This window comes from Chryseobacterium sp. MA9, from assembly GCF_024399315.1.
Classification (GTDB): Bacteria; Bacteroidota; Bacteroidia; order Flavobacteriales; family Weeksellaceae; genus Chryseobacterium.
Genome location: NZ_CP075170.1, coordinates 2498830 through 2521104 on the forward strand (window position 1 = coordinate 2498830; position 22275 = coordinate 2521104).

Here is a 22275-nt window from a genome sequence, read left to right on the forward strand (position 1 = left end):
ATACAAATTTAAAACATAAAAACTGCATTAGTTACTTTTTGTAATTAATAAAACCGATCGCTTAATTCAGGGAAAAACTATTGCATTTCAATTTTTCTTTATCTGATTTTATTTATACGATTTTTGAGTAAATTGCGTAACATAAAAAACCATGAAAGCAAAAATAATGTATATCGAAAACAAATCCTCTGGACATCACGGTCCGGCATGGATTGGTTTTGTTGAATTTTCAAAATCAGGGCAAACTGTTTATTTCGATAACAAGGCACTCAAAAAGCTCAAAAGGCCAGGAATCAATGCTAATCATTTTGATATAGAAACGGGAGAAGAATATTGGGTGTCCGGCGTTAAGAAAAATGGTCAGAACAGGCACCAGTTTGGTGGTGGAAAAATTATGATTGATAAAAGTTCCATTAATGATTATCTGGAACTTGTAGACTTCAACTATATTGATGAAAAATATTTTGAAATTGTTGAATTTTCCCAGACAGACAAAAACTTATTTAATGAAATAGAAAATACAGAAACTGAATTCAGAGACGAAAGTTATCATGCTACTTTTTATGATAACAACCGAAGAAAATTAATTTTAGATACCAAAGTTTAATGAAGAATATTTATTTGCTCCTTTTATCATTCCTTTTAATAAGCTGTTCTTACAATCAATTTTATAAAGACAGAGAGTCTGACAAAACAGATGGTGAAAAAATTCCCATAAAATTTTATTGGGAACTTCGTTATGGAAAAAATCCGGATGATATTTATAAGTTATTTGGTGAAAAGTTTTTTGAGGTGACCGATAAAGAAAAACTTGTAAAACTTATGAATACAGTCAATGCGATTGGTCCTGTTGAAGAATATAATCTTGCCAAATGGGAAACAATGGTTGTGAAGGGAAGTAATGCACGAAGTCAATACTTCTTTGTGTACAATGTAAAAAGAGGGACTAAGAAAACAGAAGAATCTTTTACTTTAGAAAAGAACAAAGAAGGGGACATAAAAATCGTTGGTTACAGAGTCAATCAAGATATGCTAAACGAATAAAAATAAAAGGGTTTTGAACATTTTCAGAACCCTTTTTTATTTTACAGGTTTTCGTTTAAGTGATTTTTAAAATAAACAATACGAATAAGTATATTTTAACAAAAATAATTCAATAAAAAGAGACATATTCATTATATTCGTATACCAAATTTTTAAAAACTTTAATATGAACAAAAAAACAAACAGCCTGTTTTACAAGCAGATGCTGACAGGAAAAACTGTCTTTATAAGTTTTCTTATTGCTGCAACTTTAGCATCCTGCAGTAAAAACAATGAAGAAATTACTTCTGAAGCTCAAACCAATGCATTCAACGCAGAGAATGTAAAAAAAGGACAATTGAACGGCCAGGAAATCACCTATGAAAGAAAAAACGGAATGAATTTTTTCCAGGGAGATATTGTTCTTACCGACAAACAATTATCAGAAGGTAACGAAGTTAATAAAGGCGGCGCCAGCTATTCAAGATGGCCAAGTGGTAAAATTTATTACACCATTGCCAGCAATATGGGTTCTATCAACGTCAATAAAATCAATTCTGCAATCAGCGAGTATAACAATAAAACCAATACTCAATGGATTTACCGCACGAATCAGTCTAACTATGTAGAATTTATTTTCGGAAGTTCATCAGGATCAGACGGCTGGGCTCACATCGGCTATCAGGGTGGAAAACAGACAGTTTCTTTAGATCAATATATCTCTGTAGGATCAGTAATTCATGAAATGGGGCATACAGTAGGACTTTACCATGAGCATACGCGTAAAGACAGAGATCAATATGTAAAAATCCTGTGGAACAATATTCAAAACGGACAATCTTATAATTTCAATATTTATAATTCCGGAACAGATATCGGTCCGTTTAATATTAATTCTGTGATGATGTATTGGCCGACCTCTTATTCTAAAAATGGTTTACCAACGATTACCAGAGCTGATAACAGCAATTTCACTTATAACAGAACCGGATTTACTACCGGAGATATCAATACCATCAATGCCATGTATCCTTAATTTTAAGAACTACCTATCAATCAAAAAAAGAACTCTTATGAGTTCTTTTCTTTTTTATAATTATAATGATTGATCAGAATCCTGATTTCATTAAATTCAAAATGACTAGGCAGTGCGCTTTTCCACTCAGTCAGCGTTTCATGAGGATTTTTGTAAAACTCATCTTCAAAAGCTTTGATCTTATCTGAAGTAATCACTCTTGAGATATCCAGCAATCCCTGTTCTGCAAATTTGGCAAGATGGCCAATAACCGTTTCTTTCACCAAACCTCTTTCCAAAGCAATTTCTCCTATGGTCTTTCCTTGCTCAAACAACTGAAAGGTTAAAACCTGAGACGGAACTTTAGTTATTTTCAGATTGATTTCTTTATCATTTTTTTCATCTAAAAGTTTAGTTTCCAAAAGATAAATATCTCTTAAGCTATTCAGGTATTCTTCAATATCTTCCAGCCAGTTTTTGAATTCCTCGTTATATTGCTTTAAGCCTTTCGCTCCTTTTATTTCAGCATAAAACTCTTTCAAAGGATCGAAAATTTTATTTCTGGTTTCTGTAAAGAAGAAATTAACTGCTCCCTTTGCTTTACTTTCAATTTCGGACCAGTCTTCTTTCTTTTCAATAAAATTATTGATTTTCTGGAAAATGATTCGTTCCAGTTTTTCAAAGATTTTTCCAAGATTTACCACTTCATGTTTCAACTGAAGATAAAGCTGTTTAGTCTTGGCATGATCTATATTCTTGGTCACAATAGACAGGTTGTTCCACTCTTCTACTTCTTTTAAAAACCATGTACAATCAAGAGTACGAAGTACTTTTCTGATGCTGTAGTCATATTTTTCCTGATTCAGAATAGCTTCTACGTTGTCATTGGCAATAGTATCGCTATGAAAATGCAAAATCCTGTTATCCTTGAAAATAACTTCAGGGGTAATTTTTGATTTTAAAACAATTCCTTCCAATGTTCTGCAACGGGATAAAGCCACATATACCTGCCCGGCAGTAAAACTTTTTCCGGCATCAATAATTACTTTATCAAACGTAAGTCCCTGACTTTTATGGATCGTAACAGCCCAAGCGAGCTTAATAGGAAATTGTTCAAAACTTCCCAATACTTCTTCCTGGATATTTTTATCGGTATCAAGGAAATATTTTTTCTGTTCCCAGGTTTCTCTTTTAACCACAATTTCCGTTTCACTTTCGTCCAGAACAACACGAATTTCATTTTCATCCAATCCAATGATCTCTCCCAATTTTCCGTTGAAATATTTCTTTTCTCCGGAAATATCATTTCGGATAAACATGATCTGAGCTCCAATTTTCAATTCTAAAAACTGTTCGTTTGGAAACTGGTTTTCTTTAAAATCACCTACAAGTTTAGCTTCATAAGTTTGAGGGTCTACTTTTATCTCCGCCAGTTTTTCCAGGTTGATTTCATCAGCCATTTTGTTGTGAGAACACAGGTATACGTAAGATTCTTTCCCCATATCAAAATCAGGATCGTATCTTTCGTTGAGGTAGTTAAAATCTATATTATCCACATCACCGTCACGGATAGCATTCAGTATTGCAAGAAATTCCTGATCAGACTGTCTGTAAACTTTTGTCAGTTCAATGGTAACAATCGGGATTTCCTTGATGGCATGGCTGTCAAAAAAGAAAGGTGAATTGTAATACATTTTCAGAATATGCTCATCCCTTACCACAGGCGGCAGTTGAAACAAATCCCCAATGAACAGCATCTGCACACCACCGAACCTTTGATTATTCCTTCTGATAAATCTTAAAGAAAAATCCATCATATCCAGAACATCAGCCCTCAACATTGAAACCTCATCAATGATAATGATCTCAACTTCTCTCAGAAGTTTCAGTTTATCTTTACGGTATTTGAAATGGGGCATCAGATCGGCAATATTATTAGCCAAACTGGTGTCTATTCTTTCCGTTGTAGGAAGAAAAGTTCTCAACGGCAGTCCAAACATGGAGTGAATTGTAACTCCTCCCGCATTGATTGCAGCAATTCCTGTGGGAGCTACTACAATATGTTTTTTCTTTGTACGTCTTACAAAATCATTGAGAAACGTCGTTTTACCTGTTCCGGCTTTCCCGGTCAGAAAAACACTTCTGTTTGTATATTCTATTAAGTCAAAAAAATGATTGTTCATCGTTGTCAAAAATACGGAAATGAATTGAATTTCTTACCTTGGCATAAGTTTTGAAAATTCTTAAAAAGAAAAAAGTTTATTGTGAAAAAATTATTCTTACGTTTCCCGATAATAGTATTATGTACTACATTAACTTTGGTTTCCTGTAACACATCCAAAAATGCAAATACCAATCTTCCTGTTGATATCGCAGACAGACCTCCTGATGAAGACAGCCAGAAGTATGAGCAGGCACAGCTTGATAAATTAAAAGCTTCTATTGAGTCTGAAGTGTCCGGAGAAAAATGTACAGATGCCAGTGAATGGGCATTTGCTCCTATGGGAGCAAAATCCTGTGGCGGACCTCAGCAGTATATTGCTTATCCAAAAAAAATAGAAACTGCTTTCTTACAGAGGGTAAACGATTATACAGAAAAAGTAAAAACTTTTAATGAAAAATATAATATCATGTCTGATTGTGTAATGATCACACCTCCTACATCTTTAAAATGTATTCAGGGAAAGATCAGACTGATCACTCCAGACATTAATTAACTATAAAACAAAGGTTCTATATCAAATCGAAAAAAGCTCTGTCTCAGGACGGAGCTTTTATATTCATTTAAAGTGGGTCAATAGTGAATTTTGCTTCGCAAGTGAATGGTAAATTTTGTATTAAAAAAATTGACAAGCACGGCAAATTGACTATTCACTTGACAGGCTAGAATTGATGATCTTTTACATTCTCCTTATACCACGATGAGTATTTTACATAGTTATCTGCAATTCTGTTTACTTCTCCTTCCAGTAACTGAGCATTAATATCTTTGATCTTTTTTGCAGGAACTCCACCCCAGACTTCTCCTGATTTGATATGAGTTCCCTGAGTTACTACAGAACCTGCTCCTACAATAGAATTTTCTTCCACCAAACAGTCATCCATTACAATAGCACCCATCCCGATCAGAACATTATCTTTAATGGTACACCCATGAACGATTGCGTTATGTCCAATAGAAACATTATTTCCGATATTCAGCGGATGTTTCTGATAGGTACAATGAAGCATTGCGTTATCCTGAACATTTACCTTATCACCCATTTTTATATAGTGAACATCGCCTCTGATCACAGCATTATACCAAACGCTGCAGTCTCTTCCCATCGTAACATCACCAATAATGGTAGCAGTTTCTGCTAAAAAAGTGTTCTCTCCAATCTGTGGTGCTTTTCCTAAAAGTTCTTTTATAAGTGCCATAATATTAATTTGAAAATTTGAAAATATGCCCAATTGAAAATGATGATTTTCTGCCTTACAATCTCTGGTATCTAACTTCTAAATTACAGTGATAGCAAAAATCTAACTCTCAATTTTCAGCTTCTAACTTCTAATGCGTATTTTTGTATCTCAAATTTAACGAAAAAATGCGTACCGTACTTATAGAACCTACCGAAAACCCGAAAGTAATGAAATTTGTTGCAGATTACAATCTCATTCCGGGGTCTTTAGAGTTGGACAGAAATTCAGATATTTCAGAAATTCCTTTGGCACAGGAGCTTTTCAATTATCCATTTGTGGAAAGAATTTTCATAACGGCTAATTTTGTAGCTGTGGCAAAACAGGATACCATAGAATGGGAACATGTAGCTGAAAGTCTGAAAAATGTGATTGAGGATGAATTATTGGCCAACCCAAGAATTTACCTTCAAAAGAAAAAAGAAATGTATCAGATCTATGCTGAAATGACTCCGAATCCTAATGTAATGAAATTTGTATCAAGCAAGTTACTGATGGATGGTTTTGTGGAAGTAAAATCTATTGAAGCTGCTGAGGAAGTTCCTTTGGCACAGGCAATCTTTAAAGAATTTGAATTTACAAAAGAAGTTTTCATTTCTGATAATTTTGTAGCTGTTACCAGAGATAATTCTGTAGAATGGCACCAGGTGATGATGACTGTTCGTGCACTTATTGCCGAGTATCTTCAAAACGGAGGTGAAATCTCTAAAATAGAACCACAGAAACACGAAAATCCTGTTGAAAAGATTATCAACAGAGATTATACGGAAGATGAGCAGAAAATTTCTGACATTTTAAATGAATATGTGGCTCCTGCAGTGGAAAATGATGGTGGAAAGATTTCATTGATGGAATATGACCAGGAGAGCAAAACCGCAAAAATGCTTCTACAGGGGGCTTGTTCAGGCTGCCCAAGTTCTACAGCTACTTTGAAAAACGGAATTGAAAATATTTTAAAACAATTCGTTCCTGATTTAGTAGAAAGAGTGGAAGCTGTAAACGGATAATAATAACTGAAATGCCCCAGGGAAAGAAAATTGTAGTCATTATTGGAAGTGCTTCAGAGAATTCCAGCAATCAGAGACTGATGGAACAGGTTCTGGAAAAGATGGAAAATACAGATTTTCAGATGTATGATAATCTTTCTGTTCTTCCTCATTTTGATACTGCCTTAACGGATGAGAATACTCCTGAAGAGGTCTTGAAGATGAGGGAAGATATTAAAAATTCATCAGGAGTTATATTTTCTACTCCCGAATATATTTTCAGCATTCCTGGCAGATTAAAAAATATGCTGGAATGGTGTGTTTCTACAACCGTGTTTTCTGAAAAGCCTGTAGCCGTGATTACTGCTTCAGCCAGTGGAGAAAAGGGCCATGAAGAGTTATTATTAATTTTAAAAACTCTTGGCGCAGCAGTGGATGATAAACATCAGGCATTAATAAAAGGGATAAAAGGCAAATTTGACAGCAATGGCTTACTTGAAAGTAATACCTTTGCTAAAGTATTAAAATTAGCAGCAGATTTTACAACCTCTGTTTCATAATTAAAAATTAGAATATTGAATAAGAAAGGAATTTTACTGGTCAACCTCGGATCGCCGAGATCAACCTCCGTAAACGACGTAAAGGAATATCTTGATGAATTTTTGATGGACGAAAGAGTGATTGATTACCGCTGGATCTTCCGTGCTCTTCTTGTACAGGGAATCATCCTGAAAACAAGACCTGCAAAATCTGCTGAAGCCTATAAAACAGTCTGGACAGATAAGGGTTCTCCACTGATTGTTATTACTGAACAGATTCAGAAAAAACTGCAAAAGGTAGTAGATGTACCGGTGGAAATCGGAATGAGATATGCTGAACCGAGTATTGAAACTGGTATTCAGAAACTGGTAGATCAGGGAATCACTGAAATCGTTCTTTTTCCTTTATATCCTCAATATGCCATGAGTACAACGGAAACGGTGATTGAAAAAGCAGAAGAAGTTAGAAAGAAGAAATTTCCAAAAGTAAAGATCAATTATATTCAGCCTTTCTATAACAGGGATATTTATATCAACTGCCTGGCAGAGAGTATTAAAGAGAAACTTCCTGAAAATTTTGATGCCCTGCAGTTTTCTTACCATGGTGTTCCGGAAAGACATATTTATAAGACAGACCCTACCAAGACCTGTAATCTTAATGACTGTTGTTCCCGAGAAGACAATCCAAGTCATCAGTTCTGCTACCGTCATCAATGTTATAAAACAACACAGCTTGTCATTGATAAATTGAATCTGCCTAAAGAAAAAACTATTGTTTCTTTCCAGTCAAGATTAGGAAAAGATAAATGGATTGAACCATATACCGATGAAACACTGGAAACAATTGGTAAAAAAGGAATAAAAAACCTGGCCATTGTGTGCCCGGCTTTCGTTTCTGACTGTCTTGAGACTCTGGAAGAAATTTCTGTAGAAGGAAAAGAACAGTTCATGCACGGAGGTGGAGAGAATTTCCATTATATTCCCTGTCTGAATGATGAAGACCGATGGATTGATGTAGTAAAAATACTTTGTGAAGAAAAACTGAATGATTTTTATCTGGTATAGTTTACTTTACTCAAAATATACAAAAGGCCACAAGAATTAACTTGCGGCCTTTTTGTTGAATATATTAAAAATTTGGTGTTTACTTTTTAATAAGGTTTCCGGCTTTCTGTCCGTTTACTGTTACCACATATACTCCTGGAAGCATATTGGAAGGCAATTGGATGTTCAGCTTATTGATACCATCTGTCATCTCAACCTTTTCTGAAATTTCTTTTTTACCAGTCAGACTTACCAGTTCTACAATTCCTTTTCCAGCTTTACCTTCAAAGTTTACAGTGAATCTGTCAGTTGCAGGATTTGGGCTTATAGTATAAAGTGGTGTTTCTGTTGCAGCTACTTTTCCTGCTGCTGAAGTTCCGCCACCTACACCTACAGCATTCCATGCATTGGTAACCTGTGTTACTTCATTGCTTCCAGCTCCATACAGATCTGCTGCTGCCTGTAGAGAATAGGTTCTTGCGTTTGCATAATTGGATGATGAAGTCAGATAAGTTGTCAATGTTCTGTAAGCAATAGCACCTGCCTTATCAAGTCCGATTCCTGAAACATTATAAGCAAATCCTTTATCATTCGTACCTGATCCTCCGGTTACTAACAAATAATACCAGAAATTAAGTACTCCTGAATTGGTATGAACCCCACAATAATCATTAGATTGACTTGGAGTTACACAACCTGAAGTTGTAGTTGTTTTCCAGTAAGTTCCCATGTAAGTATCAGGCTGGCTGTAAGCATTAGGATTAGCCATGTTTCTGATTACATAATTGAAATCTTCTCCCAATGTCCAGCTTGCCTGGGTAGGTCTTGCCCAGCGTTCAATCGTATTTCCGAAGATATCTGAGAACCCTTCATTTAAAGCTCCTGATTCTCTCTGATAAGCAAGATTAGCCGTTTTGGAAGTTAGACCGTGCGTAATTTCATGACCACAAACGTCTATTGCTGTTAAAGGTTTCCCGCCGTTTGTTGTAGAGCTGCCATCACCATAAGTCATTCTGGAGCCATCCCAAAATGCATTAAAGTAGTTGGTAGAATAATGAACATAAGATTTAATAGCGAAATTATTATTATCAATACTCTTACGTCCATATTTTGTATAAAAATAATCCACTGTCATTTCTGCTCCCCAATGGGCATCTGTAGCATATTGATCTTTATTGGTATTGACATTATTCCAGTTATTGTCTGTATCTGTAAAATCTACAGCAGAAGCATAACTGGTTCCTTTTTTTAGGTTATAAGTTTCCACGGCTGTTCCCCCATTTCTTCCTGTTTCTCTTAAACGATAGCTTCCGTTATAAGAATCTGTAGTTATATTACGGGTTCCGCTATATCCTGTAGTTGCCGTCCCCGGGCTGTTCACCTCATGAATAATAGCATCTACTCCCAATACTTTTCCGTTCTTTGCATCTACAAAAACATATTGTCTGCTTAATGGTTTTTCAGCATAGATATTAAATTTATAGGCTAGCCTTAAATCATTCAGCCTGTCATCATCAGGATCTGAATAATAAACTAATTCACCTTTAGGAGCATAGCTTGCATTGGGATCACCTGTTTCTTTTTTAAGAAAATCTTCCTCTTCTTTATTTTTCCATTTATAGGATTCCGCTCCCACAAATGCCAAAGCACTCTGTAAAGCAGCATTTTCAGCAAGGCTGGCATTTTTGTCAAGTCCTTTCGGAACTTTAAGAACCCATTTTCCTGACTGTCCTACTATTTTACCGTCTTTTGTCTGTACTGCCATCATTCCGTATTCTACAGGAATATCATTTACGGTCTGCTGAAATCTTTGAGTTTCAAAGCCTAATGCATCTTTTTCCAAGCCCAGTTTACGAGCTTGCCCCGGAGAAAGTCTCTGAGACGCTTCGTCAAATAAAACAAGACTTCCCTCGAAACTAGGTGCATTTTTTTCAAATCGCATAAAGTCTGCATGTAATCCGATTTTACCCGGAATCAATTTGGATGGTGTGTTTTGTGCAAAAACAAAAGAGCAGGCAGCAACGCTTGCCACTAAGATAAATTTCGTATTCATAATAATATTTGGTTGATTGTGTTGACGAATTTATAAACTTTCTTCAATAAAACAACATAAACCATGAATAAAATTCAATAGATATTATTAATCAGTAAATAAAACATAATAATGATTTTAAAACAAAGAAAAATATTTAAATATAATTTTTCTGCAATATAATTTTTAAATTAAAATATTTAATTAAAATCAAAATTTTGTGAATTATTTTTTTTCACTATGCAGTGCATTATAATCAAAAAAAATTAATCCTAATTTGATATTTTAAAGTCTGATATTTTCAAAATTGCAAAAAAATAAGGACCATCTTAAGAGACAGTCCCAAATAATAGGTATATTTTTATGCAGAAGATATCAAGTCTGATTTATCTTTTATTGGCAATTGGTGTTCTGAATTCACCATATCCCATCAAACCATCATAATTTCTTCCGAAAGGTGCATAATAAAGAAATGCCTGGTAAAGATTTTCCGTCTGCCAGAAATTACCATTTACTTCACCGAAGTTCAATCCGTTTCCATCTTTTGTCACCAAGACATAATTATAAAACCCTTGTTTCAGGAATATTCTAGCCACATACTGCTTGGTAGCTGCATCATACTGCATCTGATTTTCTTTGCCTGGCTTAAAATTATTAAATCCACCCAATACATAAATCTCTTTATCTACCGGATCCGACTCCAGGTAGAAATGTACCCATGAATAGTCAGCTTCTCTTTCTGCATCTCTTTCTCTACCTAAATCATTTCTTCTGTAATACCATGCTCCGTTGACATCCGGCTGATATTGGTAATTTAAAGGAAATGCCCATACCGGATGCAGATACGTCTGGTTAACATCATCTTTTATTTCGGTAACACGTACCATATCGGCGGCCATATTCATATTTTTATTATCGAAATAATAAAACTCATTATCTCCAGGAAATGTAAGATTCATCTGTTGGAAAAGCACCTGATTTCCTAAAACACTGCTTGGTTTCAGATTAGAGATAACCATATTTGGGTTGTTATTCTGCATCACATTCATAGTGATTGAATTGACATTGGAAGAAATATCTCCTCCTTTCGGAGTAACATTCACTTCTACCCTTTGGTTAAGGTTAGGATTTTTTGCATCTGCAAATCTTGAAATATTTAAACCTAGAGATGTTGCATCTTCAACCAGATAAAATCTTTTTTTGAAAAGAGGCTGATCTGCAGAATCTTTGTAAACAATCAGTTCATAATTCCCTGAAATTTTCAGCTGGATTTTATCATTCGGAAAAACAAGTTTATAGTGAGTATAAGCCTGTAAAGTATTGAAAGAATACTGAAACTGATCCAGAAGCGCATTCATACTTCCTGCAGCAAATTCTGTAAAAAACAGATTATCATCATTCCAGTTTCTGTCATAATGTTTGAATGTATATCTATAGATCTGACTGCCATTTGTAAGATCATCAAAGCCCAGAACCAACTGTTCACCAATCTTGATAACCGGGGTTTCATCATTGGTCTGAGGGTTGAACAGCTGAACACTTTGGATATTTTGTCCAAAAACCAGTCCGCTCAAAGAAAGTAAGAGTATTCGCAAAGTTTTCATTATGACGAAGATAACGAAAAATAGCCATTTTCTTAATAATATCGTATTTTTGAATAAAAAATATTCAGATATGCTTCAGATTCAAGGTTTCGTATTCAACTTTGCGAGCGAAAACACTTACATCATTTATAACGAGAATAAAAACGCATGGTTAATTGATCCCGGAAATATGAAAGGGCAGGAAACCCAGGCTATTGATAGTTTTATTTCAGAAAACGGACTGAAAATTCAGAAAATTCTTCTTACCCACGCACATATTGATCATGTATTGGGGCTTCAATGGGCTTTTGATACATTCAAAGTACCTGTTACGATGCATCAGGAAGATCAGGAAGTTCTGAATATGCTGCAGGCAAGCGGGATGAGATTCGGAATGCAGGTAGATCCTGTAAAAGTAGATGTGGAATATATAAAAGAAGGGGATGAACTGAATCTGGATGGTGAAAAATTTAAAATTTACCATGTTCCGGGACACTCTCCGGGAAGTGTAGTCTATCACCATGAAAATCAGAAATTCATGATCTCAGGAGATGTTCTTTTTGAAGGCAGCATCGGAAGAACAGATTTATATAAAGGAAATTATGAACAGCTGATTGATGGTATCAAATCAAAGCTTTTCATCCTGGATCATGATACACAGGTTTTCTCAGGACATGGAAATCCTACCTCGATTGGTTTTGAAAAGCAGTATAATCCGTTTTTGAAGTAAGAGAGTTTGAGAGTTCTGTAAATGTTTGGATTCAAACTTAGGTATGCCAGATACTTCTTAACATATGAGAGAATATAAAAAATACAAAACCGTCTGAAAATACTGACGGTTTTGCTGTTATAAAGAAATAGAATTTAGAAATCCAAAGTGATTGACGCTCTGGCCGCAGCTCCCATAATAGGTCTCGCCATAATGATTCCATCTCCGTTTGGAGAACCCGCTCTTGGGTCACCTTCTGTGATTCCTATTGTATTAAAGATATTGGTTCCATCTACTGCAAAACGTATTCTCCCTAATTGGTAAGACATTCCTGCTCCAAATTCGGTGAATGAAGGCAATGTCTGCACATTCTTCTCATCCTGAAAACGTTTTCCGTAGTAATTCATGCTTACATATGTTCTCCACGCTTTTGTAATATTAACTGCCGGGGAAATATTGAAGAAAAATTTAGGCATTCTTCTGACCACATTTCCTTCAAGAACGCTTCCAGCCTCAAGGTTTTTATATTTTGGACTCTGAATGGTTCCGTTGAATGTTACTTCTAAAATATTATTAAATAAGCGGGCGAAACCTTCCACCTCAACTCCATAGTTTTGTGTATTGGCAAAGGTATTTTCAGATTTCCCATCAGAGAAAACATCTGTAAATGACAGGTTTTTCAATGTAGAATAGAACGGAATCACTGCTACATCAAAAGTACGCGAGTAATATTTATATCCAACCTCCAATTGGTTTGTTGTTACTGATTTTAAAGGTTTATCAGGGGTTGGATTGGAGAAATAATTGTAGTAAGCTTCTTCGTTAGGAGATCTGAAACCATTGGAAAAACGGGCGTATACTGCGTTTTCTCTATTGATCTTATAATTCGCTGCTAATGTAAAAGAAACTTTATCCACATTATAGTTCCAGTAGGTATATTTATTTCCCAATACACTCATATTGTCATCAGCGGTTGTTGTATTGAAACCGTGAGTTCCATCAGTGGTTAACCCTGAATTATTTAAATTGGAAGTTGTTGTATTGACAAAATTTCCTTTGTAATAATCGTGGCTGTAACGAAGACCTCCATTCACACTTAAAGCATCGGTAATATTATAATCCAGGTTTACATACAGATCATTCAAACTTCCCTGAGTCTGGGTTCTTCTCTGTAAGAATGTCATATCCATTACTCCATTGTAGGTTTTAGAGTATCCATCATCAGACGGACTCATAGAAGGGTTTACTAGGTTCAAAAGCTCAGGTCTGTCTGTAGCAGTGGCCAGAATATTGCTCCAGTTCCAGTATTGCTGAGATTTCCAGTTGGATTTATAAAAACCAGCTGTAACATTTCCTTTGTCAAATTTATAATTGAACTGTAAATCATTCACAAAGTTATTCATTTGCTTGTCGATGGCCCAGAATCCTAATTTCTGTACGTTCTCAGGATTGACAACAGCTCCGTTGCTTACCAGAGAATACTGATAGTTGCTCATTCCAAGTCCTCCGTCTTTCACAGCATCAGTAGCATATTTAGAAGCTACCTTGGGTGGCCCTGCAGGAAAAATTCCTGTATAATTCATATTGATATCTGTGTATCTGGTTTTGTTTAAAACTGTGAAATTATTTCCAAGATCATATTTAAACTCTGTTCCTAATACATCTACTTTCGGATGAATTCCGTCTTCAAGATTTCTGTTGAAAAATCCACCTCCGGCCTGTGGGATATTCAGCTGGCTGATTGCTCTGTAACTATATGTTCCGTAATTAGGATCAAAATTCTGGAATCCTTTCAGCTTGTTACCGTTTTGTACCAAAGGAATAGGAAGGAAGAATGTATTTCTGTCATCCAGTTTTTTGTAATATACTTTTACGTAGCCTTTATCAAAGACGTATTTCAGGTTCATTCTGATTTGTCCGCCATTATTAGCTTTGAAACCTGTTTTCCTGATCCCGTCATCTGTTCTGTAAAAACCTCCGACATTGAAAAACAATTTATCCTGAACCAAAGCTCCCCCTACATTCACATCGGTACGCATTAATCCATATGTACTTGTCTCCAATTTTGCCGTACCTCTGAAATCATTGGTTCCTTCTCTGGTAATAAAGTTGATCAAACCACCGGGAGAATTGGTTGCAAAAATAGATCCCGATCCCCCTCTCAAAGCTTCCATACGGTTTACCGAATTGTCTACACGAAAAAAGTTATCCGCATTGGCAAACTGAAGGGCTCCGTCTTCAAAAACCGGAAGACCATCTTCCTGTACCTGCACAAATTCATAAGCTCCTGCGGAAGGAATACCTCTTGCAAAAAGGTTATTTCCTACTTCACCTCCTGAAGTTTCCACCGCAAATCCGGGAACTCTTTGTAATAAAGCAGCGGCACTAATCGGGTTCTGCTTCTGGATTTCTTTGGAACTGAATGTGGAAATCGCTGTGCTGGATTCTATTTTTTTCTTCGGATTTGAATTTCCTGTGATAACAATCTGATCGATAGAGGAAACTTTTGCAGAATCCTGCGGAGTTTCCTGGGCATAAGCATTATTAAAATATAACGTAGCTGTTGCGGCGATTAAAAAGATTGATTTTTTTTTCATAGCCTTATTTTTATTGTTAGTTTCAGTTTTGTTGTAATTGTAAATACACTCCATTGGTCCAACCGAATCCATCCTGATTAGGGTACTCCCCGCCGCCTGCTATTGTTTCTGTGTCTAATGCATTGTATTTTTCCATTAGTTTTCCGGTATTCTTGTAGACTCTTTCTACATTGGAACACCAATTATTTTTTATCTCCTCAGCCAGTTTATCAAAGCCATAATTTTTCATTGCTTTAAAGCCCAGCCACTGATACGGGGCCCATGCATTGGGAAGATCCCATTGCTGACCTGAGTTTTTAGTTGTTGTGACCAACCCTCCCTTGTAAAGAAATTTTTCACCTATAGCTTTAGCAACCGCCTCTGCCTGTTCCTGATCTGCAATTCCAAGGAATAAAGGGTAAAGAGCAGCAATATGTTCAGACGGTGTTTTTGTGTTTTTTTTAGTGTGATAATCTTTATAATTGTTAGTATTTCTATCCCAGAAATATTTGTTGATCATCTGTCTTCGGTTTGCTGCTCTTTCTGAAAAATAATTTTCTTTGTCACTCAGATTCTGAAGCGCTGAAGATTTTGCCAAAGTCATTTCCAGATGCCACAAGAGGCAATTCAGATCTACTTGTGCAAGATTCAGTGTTTCTATAGTCTGTATATTTTCTCCGTCTGCGAACCATCTGCTGGAAAAATCCCAGCCCGATTCACAGGCACTTCTTATATTTCTGTAAAATTCATCTCCTGAAGTGGTCTCATGATCTTCAATGTCGATCAGATAACTTTCAGGGCGTGGTGAATTTTCTGCATCGTAATAACGGTTCAGAATATCTCCGTCTGTTGTTTTAACCACTCTTTTTACACTGGATCCGTTTTCAAGCCATTCTTCGCCATCCATCCAGAAAGCATATTCTTTTTCCAAAGTTTCGTGGTATTGTGTATAAATTCCTTCATTATGCATCGTTTCAAAAAGGAGGTCCAGCATTAATGAAAAATAAGGGGGCTGCGATCTACTTAAGAAATGTGTTCTGCTCGCATTCGGAACAAATCCTACATTTTTAATCAGATAAGAGCAGTTTTCAACAATATTTTTCATCATTTCTATTCTGTCTGAAGCTTTTAATCCAAGCATAATAAAATAACTATCCCAATAGAAAAACTCATTAAAACGACCTCCAGGAACTATATAAGGTTTTGGTAATTTTAAAAGTGTTCCCTTTTCTTCATAAGCCGTACGGGTAAGTTCATCCCATAACTTTTCAATATGCTCTCCGATTGGAAGATGCTCTTCTCTCTGAACGGAAACTCTTGCTCCTAAAAAATCAAAATGAGCCATCACAAAATCTTTCAGATCAAAACCTTCTGTATTTTTTGATTTTTCATAATCCTCATTAATCTTTGCAATAGGAAACAGAGGAACTGCATCCGTCATCATTTTCTGATCTTCAAAAATTTCAGATCTCTGCACATCATCAAACAGACTTTGAATTTCGTTTATGTAAAGCTGATTACTCATTGTTATTTTTTAGGATTAATTTTTAATTTATTCATGAAAATCGCGGATGTGATCAATAAGGAAAGTGGAATCAGGGAAAGATAAAATGCCTGCTGCCCACTGAATTCCTGAAACACAAAACCAGTAATGATAGAACCTATAGTTCCTCCAATTGCTGAGAAAACAACTATTAATCCTGACATGGCACTGTGTAAATATTTCGGAATAGATGCCAGAATTACAGAATTAATACTTGGATAAATAGGTGCCAGCAAACCTCCCATCAAAGGAAATAAATAGACGACCAAAGGAGCATTCATCCAACTGGTATTCGTGTCTATATGAATATTATGGGTAAGAGGTAAAACCAACAGTAAACTAATAGCAAAACCAATCACACAAAAAGAAACAACATAGATCCAGCTGAATTTCTTAGAGAAGAATCCCGATAAAAATCTTCCTAAAGCAAAAGCCCCCGCCAAAACTGCTCCCGCCTGGATACTCATTGATGTAGGTACTTTTAAAATTTCCTTATAAAAAGTAGGTGTCCATGTTTGAAAACTCTGCTCTACCAATACAAAAAGGAAAGCGCATAATAAAAAGCACAATACTTTTTTATAGCTAAATAAGCTTACACTATTTTTTAAATCCCCCAAGAGGTCTGTTTTCTCACTTTTCGCTTCCTGCTCGTTCAGCTTTGAAAAGAATAAGAACAAAAAAGATAAAGTGGAAAGCCCTCCAAGAACCCAATATACATCCAGCCATCGGGTAGATTCCGGATTATGATCATCAATATATAAGCTGAATAAAACATTTCCTGCCAATACCCCGATCATGAAAAATCCTTCCAGAAATCCCATAAAACTGGAATGTTCCTTGTCTGTATTCGTAACCAATCCAATAGAAGTAAAAACTGATATTTTGATTAAAGCAAAGGAAACACCCACCGTGGCAAATAATAATTTAAAAACCCAAAAGGTATTGGTAAATGGCATTACAAAACACATACAGCTTACCAGAAATAAGGCAATCAACATTGATTTTTTGATCCCTATTTTGGGAAGAAATGAAGCCAGAATGAATGAGCAAATTGCAATGGGAAGATCTTTGAACCCCTCCAAAACACTGGCCGAAGATTTTGAAATCCCAAAATTCTGCTGTACCTGTAGAATGACTGTTCCTACAGAATTCAGAAGAATTGCGAAGACAAAATAGTTTAAAAATAAAACGGCCTTGATGTTAAGATTTTTCATTCAGGTTATTTCTTGTTGGCTAAGATAGAAGCATTTGTGTTAACGATAATTTAACACAGTAAATCAATATTTGAACTATATTAATATAATTAGTATTTTTAGTAAATAAATATGATTAATTAAATGAAAGTTACTTTTGAAAGGGTCATCCCTAATGAAAAGAGCTCGTTCCGCACGATTCATAACAACTCCCCTATTTCAGAATTCAAATGGGAGTATCATTATCATCCCGAAATTGAACTGGTATGTGTCATCTCCGGGAACGGAACCCGCCATGTAGGCTATCATAAAAGTAATTATACGAATGGAGATCTGGTTTTAATCGGGTCCAATATTCCCCACTCCGGATTTGGACTGAATTCTATTGATCCGCATGAAGAAATTGTACTTCAGTTCAAAGAAGAAATCCTGCAGTTTCCTCAGCAGGAAGTAGAAGCCAGATCTATCAAAAACCTGTTGGAACTTTCAAAATACGGGATTCATTTTCATCATAAAGTAAAAAAAATAATGCTTCCCAAACTGAAGCTTATGCTGGAGTCGGAAGGATATAAGAGATATTTGCTGTTGCTTGAAATTCTTTTTGAGCTTTCGAAATGTGAGGATTATGATCTTCTGAACAAAGAAATCATGCCCTACACCATTATTTCAAAAAATAAAACCCGTCTTGAAAATATCTTCACGTATGTAGAACATCATTACGACAAGGAAATTGATATTGAAGACGTTGCAAAGCTGGCCAATCTTACTTTGCCTGCCTTCTGCAATTTTTTTAAAAAAGCAACCCAGATCACTTTTACAGAATTTGTAAATAGATACAGAATCAACAAGGCTTGCCTGCTGATGGCACAGGACAGGTCTATTTCAGAATGCAGCTATCAATGCGGTTTTAATAATGTGACCTACTTCAATAGGATGTTTAAAAAATATACCGGGAAAACGCCTTCAGAATTTATTAAGAATAATTCTCATAATAAAGTCAATGTAGATCTGAAGGTTGAAAAGGAGACTAAAAGTAAGGCAAGTTTTTAATTTTTTGTTAATCAATGATCTGTTTATGGAAACCCGTAAGGCTAAACAACTTACATAAATTACTTTCGTAAAACAATTTAAAATAACAAACCATGGCAATTAGAATTACTTGCATCAACAAAGACAATGGAAATCATGAAAATCCTAATTTAGCAATTACACATTTAGGATGGATAAACGAAAAAGGAGAAACAGGGAAAAGTACCAGACTACAAATTTATTCTTGGATAAAGGATAAAAATGGTTTAGCTTATGTTACAGATAATAAAGGAAATTCTGTAAAAGTTATTACAGCTGAAACCCGTACTGGTACCCAATACCTAAAAACGGAAGCAGATAGTACTGAAAAAAACAACCTATTATCACTTCCTGAATGTAAATAAAATTCACATTCTTTAAATTAAAAAGCTGTCCTAATTAAATAGAACAGCTTATATTTTATATTATAAGTAAAAACCAATAACTAAATAGCTAGCAACTAATCATTATTTATTTCCATTTAATATTGCATCCCATGCTAGGTCTTTGAATGTCTTCCTGAGCTTCTCCAGCCAAAAGATTTTCAAAAGCAATAATCAGATCCTCACCTGTAACATCTTTATTATTTCCAGGTCTTGAATCATCCATCTGACCTCTGTACACAAGATCCAGTTTATCATCAAAAAAATAAAAATCCGGTGTACAAGCAGCCTCATAAGCTTTAGCTACAGCCTGGCTTTCATCAAATAAATAAGGGAAATCAAAATTTCTTTCAATCTGAAATTCAATCATTTTTTCAGGAGAATCTGCCGGATATTTTTCAATATCATTAGCATTGATGGCAATGAATTCAATTCCACGCTCGTTATAATCTTCGTATAATTCATTGATCTTGTCGATCACATGAAGAACAAACGGACAGTGGTTGCACATGAAGATCACCAAAGTTCCTTTTTCTCCTTTCAGTTCGTCCAACGACTGAAGTTCATTCGTTTTTGACGGGTTAGGAAGTTCAAAAAACGGTGCTTTTGTTCCTAATGCCAGCATATTTGAGGGAGTATTCATATCCTTTTTTCTTTACCGCAAAGATAGATATTTCTTTTATTAATTGGGCTGAGTTCTGAAACAGACATTTTATTTTTAGTAGAGGAAGGAAGCTGGAAGCTGGAGGAGGGAAGATTTTTAGACCTCAAAAATAGTTATAGTCAAATTCTATTAATGGTATTTTTTTAACGCGAAACAACTTCCAGCCCCCACTCTTCCAGCTTCCAGCCTTTGATTTATTTTCCTTTAAATAGTCGGCAAACCTATAAAACTCATAATATCCTTTGGAAGTTATATTAAAAAGTTTGTAGTTTTGCTAACGCTGTTAGTAAATAAATATCATGGGTCTACATGAACGCCGTCAACGAGAAAAAGAATCCATCCGTGCAAATATTTTGCAGGCTGCTTTTACTTTGGCTAAAACCGAAGGCTGGGGTTCACTGTCTATGCGTAAGATAGCTGATGCTATTGAGTATAGTGCACCTGTAGTATATGATTATTTTGAAAATAAAGAAGCTATTCTATTTGAAATTTCTTTAGATGGCTTTCATAAGTTACACATAGAATTATTAAAAGCTCAGCAAAAACATGACACTCCGGAAGAGCAACTCATTGCAATTGTGGATGCATACTGGAACTTTGCTTTTAAAAACAAGGAATATTACCAGCTTATGTTTGGTCTTGGAATGCAATGCTGTGGAAAAGGGCAGATGAAAAAAGAATTCTCATCATTCCAGGAACTGATCTATGAATGTACCTATGAGATTATTAAGAAAAACGGATCCAATCCGGACAATGCCTGTCATATGTCTCATGCTCTGTTTTCTGCCGTTCACGGAATGATCTCTATTATGATGATGCGTACTGCTGATATCCCTTCCACAATGAACAAGACGACATTGGACGAAACTGTTTCGGCTTTTGTTAAGTCTTTGTAATTTTTTTTTGAATTAAAAATTAACACCGTTAGGAAACTTAACGCCGAATTAATTTAGATGATTCCGTGATTCCTGATTAAAAATGAAAACCATTTATGAAGCAATTCATATCATTCAGTTGTTAAATGTAGTCATTTTTTGCTCATCAATTAACACTGTTAGTAAAATTAACACACCTTACACCATCATTATACACTTAAATACATTAAAAACAATTTTCAATTATGGAAACAATCGACTTCATCGAACATTAAAAATTCTGTAATTTTTTTTGAACTAACCATTAACACCGTTAGGAAAAAAAACAGCATTTATTAAAAAGAACTTTATTTAAATCTAACACTTCATTAAAAAAATTAAACCACAATGAAAATACCTGGAAAAACAAGGTTTATTGTACTTATTGCAAGTATAATTCTTTTACAGAGCTGTACCAAGGCTGCAGAAGGATCCAATGCCGCACCGCCAGCTCCAGAACTTCCGGTTTATACCGTTCTCACATCACCCGCTACTACATATCAGGAATTCCCTACTGCCTTAGAAGGGAAAAATAATGTTGAAATAAGATCTCAGGTAGATGGTTATCTTGATAGAATCTATGTAGAGGAAGGGGCTTACGTAAGAGCCGGACAGCCATTATTTAAAATAGACTCCAGAAGCTATGGTGAACAAATGAATATGGCTCAGGCTAACCTACAGGCTGCTAATGCAAATATACAAAAGGCAAGAGTAGAAGTAGACAGACTTCAGCCATTGGTTGCTGCCAAAGTAGTTTCTGATGTACAATTAAAAACAGCAAAAGCCAATTATGAAGCCGCTGTTGCTGCTGCTTCACAAGCCAGAGCCTCTGTAGGAAGCGCAAGAATCAATGTAGGATTCACAACCATTACAGCTCCTGTAAGCGGTTATATCGGAAGAATCCCATACAAAAAAGGAAGTCTGATCTCAAGAACAGACGCAAATCCATTGACATTATTATCTGATATCAGTGAAATTTATGCTTATTTCTCTTTGAGTGAACTAGACTTTATCGCTTTTCAGAATAAGTATCCTGGTGCTACTTTGGAAGAAAAACTGAAAAATATGCCGATGGTAGAATTGGTAATTGCTGACAACAGTACTTATCCTGAAAAAGGAAGACTGAGCATCGTAGACGGACAGTTTGATAAAACTACCGGAGCCATCAGTGTACGTGCTGTATTCCCTAATGCCAACGGAGCTTTAAGAACCGGAAACACGGGAAGAGTACGTATGCCGCAACTGATATCGAATGCCGTAGTAATCCCACAGGAATCCACTTTCGAAATTCAGGATAAAACTTACGTATATGTAATGGGTAAAGATCAGAAGGTAACCGGTAGACCAATCAAAATATCTGGAAAAACGGATAGCTATTATTTTATTTCTGAAGGGCTTGCACCTGGGGAAAAAATCGTATTCACAGGGATTGGAAGCTTGAAAGATGGTGCATCTATCAGACCGAAAAACATTTCTTCTGACAGCTTATTAAAAGCAAAACCATTATAGTCCTTTCCGAATACAGAAGACTTAAAAAAATAAAC

Annotated in this window: 20 protein-coding genes; 12 read left to right on the forward strand and 8 right to left on the reverse strand. The window is 35.5% G+C overall.

The genetic code is table 11. The features are described 5' to 3' along the window. The first annotated feature begins 151 nt into the window (after positions 1-151). The 3 genes from KIK00_RS11360 to KIK00_RS11370 all read left to right on the forward strand — a co-directional run bounded on the left by KIK00_RS11360 (position 152) and on the right by KIK00_RS11370 (position 2059). Positions 152-607 (forward strand): hypothetical protein, encoded by a 456-nt coding sequence (locus KIK00_RS11360; RefSeq protein ID WP_255812527.1) that lies wholly within the window; start codon positions 152-154, stop codon positions 605-607. Beyond that, on the forward strand, positions 607-1044 hold the full coding sequence (locus KIK00_RS11365; RefSeq protein WP_255812528.1) for a hypothetical protein: 438 nt from the start codon (positions 607-609) through the stop codon (positions 1042-1044). Before KIK00_RS11360 ends, KIK00_RS11365 begins: the two co-directional genes overlap by 1 nt. A 166-nt stretch (positions 1045-1210) precedes the next feature. Continuing rightward, positions 1211-2059, forward strand: a complete 849-nt coding sequence (locus KIK00_RS11370; RefSeq protein ID WP_255812529.1) for a M12 family metallopeptidase — start codon at positions 1211-1213, stop codon at positions 2057-2059. A 35-nt stretch (positions 2060-2094) separates the two neighbouring features. Here KIK00_RS11370 and KIK00_RS11375 read toward each other — a convergent pair whose 3' ends face one another. Beyond that, positions 2095-4221, reverse strand: a complete 2127-nt coding sequence (locus tag KIK00_RS11375; protein WP_255812530.1) for a helix-turn-helix domain-containing protein — start codon at positions 4219-4221, stop codon at positions 2095-2097. An 81-nt stretch (positions 4222-4302) separates the two neighbouring features. Between KIK00_RS11375 and KIK00_RS11380 the strand changes: the two genes are divergently transcribed. After that, positions 4303-4755, forward strand: coding sequence for a hypothetical protein (locus KIK00_RS11380; RefSeq protein WP_255812531.1), 453 nt, complete (start codon positions 4303-4305; stop codon positions 4753-4755). Between the two features lie 166 nt (positions 4756-4921). Here KIK00_RS11380 and KIK00_RS11385 read toward each other — a convergent pair whose 3' ends face one another. Further along, positions 4922-5458: a gamma carbonic anhydrase family protein gene (locus tag KIK00_RS11385; protein ID WP_047378983.1), complete on the reverse strand. Its 537-nt coding sequence runs from the start codon at positions 5456-5458 to the stop codon at positions 4922-4924. A gap of 167 nt (positions 5459-5625) precedes the next feature. Between KIK00_RS11385 and KIK00_RS11390 the strand changes: the two genes are divergently transcribed. From KIK00_RS11390 to hemH, 3 genes are read left to right on the forward strand one after another with little or no spacing between them, the layout of a single operon-like run. Continuing rightward, positions 5626-6504 carry a NifU family protein gene (locus KIK00_RS11390; RefSeq protein ID WP_255812532.1) on the forward strand — a complete coding sequence of 293 codons (879 nt, stop codon included), beginning with the start codon at positions 5626-5628 and terminating at the stop codon, positions 6502-6504. Between the two features lie 11 nt (positions 6505-6515). After that, positions 6516-7043: an NADPH-dependent FMN reductase gene (locus tag KIK00_RS11395; RefSeq protein ID WP_255812533.1), complete on the forward strand. Its 528-nt coding sequence runs from the start codon at positions 6516-6518 to the stop codon at positions 7041-7043. Positions 7044-7058: 15 nt separating this feature from the next. Next, the gene (gene hemH / locus KIK00_RS11400; protein ID WP_255812534.1) at positions 7059-8087 is read left to right on the forward strand and encodes a ferrochelatase; all 1029 of its coding nucleotides are present in this window, start codon (positions 7059-7061) and stop codon (positions 8085-8087) included. A 79-nt stretch (positions 8088-8166) separates the two neighbouring features. Here the strand turns inward: hemH and KIK00_RS11405 are convergent, their stop codons facing one another. Together KIK00_RS11405 and KIK00_RS11410 are read right to left on the reverse strand one after the other, a co-directional pair. After that, positions 8167-10119, reverse strand: a complete 1953-nt coding sequence (locus KIK00_RS11405; RefSeq protein ID WP_255812535.1) for a M4 family metallopeptidase — start codon at positions 10117-10119, stop codon at positions 8167-8169. Positions 10120-10484: 365 nt separating this feature from the next. Then, positions 10485-11702 carry a type IX secretion system plug protein domain-containing protein gene (locus KIK00_RS11410; protein WP_255812536.1) on the reverse strand — a complete coding sequence of 406 codons (1218 nt, stop codon included), beginning with the start codon at positions 11700-11702 and terminating at the stop codon, positions 10485-10487. Positions 11703-11772: 70 nt separating this feature from the next. Here KIK00_RS11410 and KIK00_RS11415 point away from each other — a divergent pair, with 70 nt between their 5' ends. Next, positions 11773-12411 (forward strand): MBL fold metallo-hydrolase, encoded by a 639-nt coding sequence (locus tag KIK00_RS11415; protein ID WP_255816668.1) that lies wholly within the window; start codon positions 11773-11775, stop codon positions 12409-12411. Positions 12412-12545: 134 nt separating this feature from the next. Here the strand turns inward: KIK00_RS11415 and KIK00_RS11420 are convergent, their stop codons facing one another. From KIK00_RS11420 to KIK00_RS11430, 3 genes are read right to left on the reverse strand one after another with little or no spacing between them, the layout of a single operon-like run. Further along, positions 12546-14987, reverse strand: coding sequence for a TonB-dependent receptor (locus KIK00_RS11420; protein WP_255812537.1), 2442 nt, complete (start codon positions 14985-14987; stop codon positions 12546-12548). 22 nt (positions 14988-15009) lie between these two features. Next, positions 15010-16491 (reverse strand): trehalase family glycosidase, encoded by a 1482-nt coding sequence (locus KIK00_RS11425; RefSeq protein WP_255812538.1) that lies wholly within the window; start codon positions 16489-16491, stop codon positions 15010-15012. 2 nt (positions 16492-16493) lie between these two features. After that, on the reverse strand, positions 16494-17723 hold the full coding sequence (locus tag KIK00_RS11430; protein ID WP_255812539.1) for a sugar MFS transporter: 1230 nt from the start codon (positions 17721-17723) through the stop codon (positions 16494-16496). A 123-nt stretch (positions 17724-17846) separates the two neighbouring features. Here KIK00_RS11430 and KIK00_RS11435 point away from each other — a divergent pair, with 123 nt between their 5' ends. Next, positions 17847-18752, forward strand: a complete 906-nt coding sequence (locus tag KIK00_RS11435) for an AraC family transcriptional regulator (protein WP_255812540.1) — start codon at positions 17847-17849, stop codon at positions 18750-18752. Between the two features lie 92 nt (positions 18753-18844). Continuing rightward, complete coding sequence (locus KIK00_RS11440; protein WP_255812541.1) at positions 18845-19135, forward strand: DUF3892 domain-containing protein; 291 nt, start codon at positions 18845-18847, stop codon at positions 19133-19135. A gap of 106 nt (positions 19136-19241) precedes the next feature. On the opposite strand, the gene KIK00_RS11445 is transcribed toward KIK00_RS11440, so the two are convergent. Beyond that, entirely contained in the window at positions 19242-19796 is a 555-nt protein-coding gene (locus KIK00_RS11445; protein ID WP_255812542.1) for a thioredoxin family protein, read from the reverse strand. Between the two features lie 320 nt (positions 19797-20116). On the opposite strand from KIK00_RS11445, the gene KIK00_RS11450 reads away from it, so the two are divergent. Further along, a complete protein-coding gene (locus tag KIK00_RS11450) occupies positions 20117-20713 on the forward strand; it encodes a TetR/AcrR family transcriptional regulator (protein WP_255812543.1) in 597 nt (198 codons plus the stop codon). Positions 20714-21079: 366 nt separating this feature from the next. After that, positions 21080-22240, forward strand: a complete 1161-nt coding sequence (locus KIK00_RS11455; RefSeq protein ID WP_255812544.1) for an efflux RND transporter periplasmic adaptor subunit — start codon at positions 21080-21082, stop codon at positions 22238-22240. The last annotated feature ends 35 nt before the right edge of the window (positions 22241-22275 follow it).

Bases quoted from the DNA above. Each gene is read 5' to 3' on its own strand.
- KIK00_RS11420 (WP_255812537.1), bottom strand. From the start codon at position 14,987: ATGAAAAAAAAATCAATCTTTTTAATCGCCGCAACAGCTACGTTATAT.
- KIK00_RS11450 (WP_255812543.1), top strand. From the start codon at position 20,117: ATGGGTCTACATGAACGCCGTCAACGAGAAAAAGAATCCATCCGTGCA.
- KIK00_RS11435 (WP_255812540.1), top strand. From the start codon at position 17,847: ATGAAAGTTACTTTTGAAAGGGTCATCCCTAATGAAAAGAGCTCGTTC.
- KIK00_RS11360 (WP_255812527.1), top strand. From the start codon at position 152: ATGAAAGCAAAAATAATGTATATCGAAAACAAATCCTCTGGACATCAC.
- KIK00_RS11385 (WP_047378983.1), bottom strand. From the start codon at position 5,458: ATGGCACTTATAAAAGAACTTTTAGGAAAAGCACCACAGATTGGAGAG.
- KIK00_RS11395 (WP_255812533.1), top strand. From the start codon at position 6,516: ATGCCCCAGGGAAAGAAAATTGTAGTCATTATTGGAAGTGCTTCAGAG.
- KIK00_RS11445 (WP_255812542.1), bottom strand. From the start codon at position 19,796: ATGAATACTCCCTCAAATATGCTGGCATTAGGAACAAAAGCACCGTTT.
- KIK00_RS11440 (WP_255812541.1), top strand. From the start codon at position 18,845: ATGGCAATTAGAATTACTTGCATCAACAAAGACAATGGAAATCATGAA.
- KIK00_RS11410 (WP_255812536.1), bottom strand. From the start codon at position 11,702: ATGAAAACTTTGCGAATACTCTTACTTTCTTTGAGCGGACTGGTTTTT.
- KIK00_RS11455 (WP_255812544.1), top strand. From the start codon at position 21,080: ATGAAAATACCTGGAAAAACAAGGTTTATTGTACTTATTGCAAGTATA.
- KIK00_RS11425 (WP_255812538.1), bottom strand. From the start codon at position 16,491: ATGAGTAATCAGCTTTACATAAACGAAATTCAAAGTCTGTTTGATGAT.
- KIK00_RS11415 (WP_255816668.1), top strand. From the start codon at position 11,773: ATGCTTCAGATTCAAGGTTTCGTATTCAACTTTGCGAGCGAAAACACT.
- KIK00_RS11390 (WP_255812532.1), top strand. From the start codon at position 5,626: ATGCGTACCGTACTTATAGAACCTACCGAAAACCCGAAAGTAATGAAA.
- KIK00_RS11370 (WP_255812529.1), top strand. From the start codon at position 1,211: ATGAACAAAAAAACAAACAGCCTGTTTTACAAGCAGATGCTGACAGGA.
- KIK00_RS11365 (WP_255812528.1), top strand. From the start codon at position 607: ATGAAGAATATTTATTTGCTCCTTTTATCATTCCTTTTAATAAGCTGT.
- KIK00_RS11430 (WP_255812539.1), bottom strand. From the start codon at position 17,723: ATGAAAAATCTTAACATCAAGGCCGTTTTATTTTTAAACTATTTTGTC.
- KIK00_RS11405 (WP_255812535.1), bottom strand. From the start codon at position 10,119: ATGAATACGAAATTTATCTTAGTGGCAAGCGTTGCTGCCTGCTCTTTT.
- KIK00_RS11375 (WP_255812530.1), bottom strand. From the start codon at position 4,221: ATGAACAATCATTTTTTTGACTTAATAGAATATACAAACAGAAGTGTT.